This window comes from Nocardia sp. JMUB6875 (assembly GCF_041154655.1).
Lineage (GTDB): Bacteria > Actinomycetota > Actinomycetes > Mycobacteriales > Mycobacteriaceae > Nocardia.
In genome coordinates this window covers 1-1,822 of the sequence record NZ_BAAFGR010000376.1, presented here as the reverse complement: position 1 = coordinate 1,822, position 1,822 = coordinate 1, and the positions used below count along the sequence as shown (strand labels likewise).

Annotated in this window: 2 protein-coding genes and 1 pseudogene; 2 read left to right on the top strand and 1 reads right to left on the bottom strand. The window is 63.0% G+C overall.

Going from position 1 to position 1,822, the window contains the following annotated elements; genetic code table 11:
* Nucleotides 1-123: 123 nt before the first annotated feature.
* Nucleotides 124-786: an MspA family porin gene (locus ACAM49_RS40005; protein WP_369640709.1), complete on the bottom strand. Its 663-nt coding sequence runs from the start codon at nucleotides 784-786 to the stop codon at nucleotides 124-126.
* A gap of 358 nt (nucleotides 787-1,144) precedes the next feature.
* On the opposite strand from ACAM49_RS40005, the gene ACAM49_RS40000 reads away from it, so the two are divergent.
* Together ACAM49_RS40000 and ACAM49_RS39995 are read left to right on the top strand one after the other, a co-directional pair.
* Complete coding sequence (locus tag ACAM49_RS40000; RefSeq protein WP_369640708.1) at nucleotides 1,145-1,414, top strand: hypothetical protein; 270 nt, start codon at nucleotides 1,145-1,147, stop codon at nucleotides 1,412-1,414.
* Nucleotides 1,411-1,822 (top strand): annotated as a pseudogene (locus ACAM49_RS39995) (hypothetical protein); the annotation flags it as partial. The gene ACAM49_RS40000 and the pseudogene ACAM49_RS39995, both read left to right, overlap by 4 nt.

Below are 1,822 nucleotides of genomic sequence, written 5' to 3'. Positions count from 1 at the left end.
CGGTTTCCTGGGTCTGGCCACCGCGTCAGTATCGGCCAACACGGCGGACCTCACATCAGAGTCCATGTGCCACTCCTTGATTCGGAGTTACACCGTTGTTCTTACAGTCCCATGGGTTGCGCGTCACAGCCACGTGGGGTCGCCGAAGATGCTGTAGGAGTCGTTGGCGTTCGGGGTCGCTACCTGCACAGAGGCGAAGGTGCGGATACTGACATAACCCCCGCACCCATCGGTTTTCACATACAGCTCACGCAGGTGGGTGGAGCCGTAAGCGCTGGCGAGGGGCTTGGTATCGAGGGTGAGACTGGTGATGGTGCCAGGTCGCAGGGTGGCTGAAATAGTCGGTCCCACACCGGCGTTCGCGCCACCGTTACCTCCAAGAGTGACCGCCGGAGGATTCGAGATGGTCAGGCTGCCATTGGCCCCGAGATTGAGCCCCAGGTTGAGCGCGGTACCGATCGTCATGCCGGAAGACACATCGATCTGGCATCCGATCTGGATTCCGGCCGAGACGGCTCCGGCGAGTACCGGTGCGCTGCCCTTGCCGCCGATACGCGCCATCGCCTTCATCGAAATGAACGCTTCCCGGGAGAAAGCCGTCGCGGCGAGGTTGGGCCACCGGTTGAGTTGTTCGTCGGTTTTGTAGAGCGCGACCTGCCAGCCGTCGTCGGTATCGAAAGCACCATATTTGTCGGCCAGAAGATCCGCCCGCGCGGACCCCGCCCCGATCAACACAACCACCGTCATCACCACGCCGATCAGCGCAGCACGGATACGCCCGGACAACCCACAGCCTCCTACAACAGGAAAAACGAAACCCCCGGAGAACACTTCGGAATGGCCATACGGCAGCCGGTCCCGAATGTAGAGAGCAGCAGACGATTTCACGCGCTCGACACGCCGACACGGGATCGACTGCCCTGTCCAAAACTCCGATACCCGACGAATTACCGCCGCTACACGGTTACCAAACGCACGCTCAAGGGGCATTTTGTGTGCTGTACCATCTGAGATTGCGATAGCAGAAAAGTTGCCATAGTTTGGCCTTTGATCGTCCCGGCTGGCGTATTCGCGCGCCAGTCTCGCGCGTGGTGTGACTCTCCCCGGTTGTTTCGGTTGTTGATCGAGAAAGCGGTGGTCAGGCATGACGAGTACACAGCAAGCTGACGTCGATACGGCCCCTGCCGACCAGCCCCGGCCCTCGGCTGACCTCGCCAAGCCCGTCGCAGCCCTGGTGATCGGTGTGGCGATGCTGGTCCTGGCGTTCGCGAACCTTTCCCACATGCCGCAATGGGCAGACCAGCATGGCGCGATCTGGGTGTATTTAGGGTTCTTCGTATTCATGTCCATCGCGGGCCGACTGTTCTGGTTCGGCGCTGACGGCCTGATCAAACGCCTGCGCGGCGGCCAATGAGCCCGGACTCGATCAAGTCGCCCTCCCGCCGCCCGCGCCTGTCCGCGGCCCGGCTGCTTCGCGTCCACGGGCTGATGGCCGCGATCGTCGCGGTCTCGGGCGGACTCGGCGCGGTTCTGCTCCTGGCAGGTGGGCAGGAAGCCCCGGTGCAGGCGCAGCCGATTCCGTGTGAGCAATGGCAGCAGATGCACCCGGGATGGCCGTGCATCGACGTACCGACCTACAGCCCACAACCCACGCAACCGAGCACCGTCGCACCGGTCATGCCGTCAATGATCAACCCGCCCACAGGACCACAGGGCAATTCCGGCGGCGGCGCTGGCGCGCTGACCCCGCCACCCTTGCAGGGCCCGCCCAACATGAACAACCCCATCGTGCCCGTCCCGGGATACAACCCACCCGTACTTC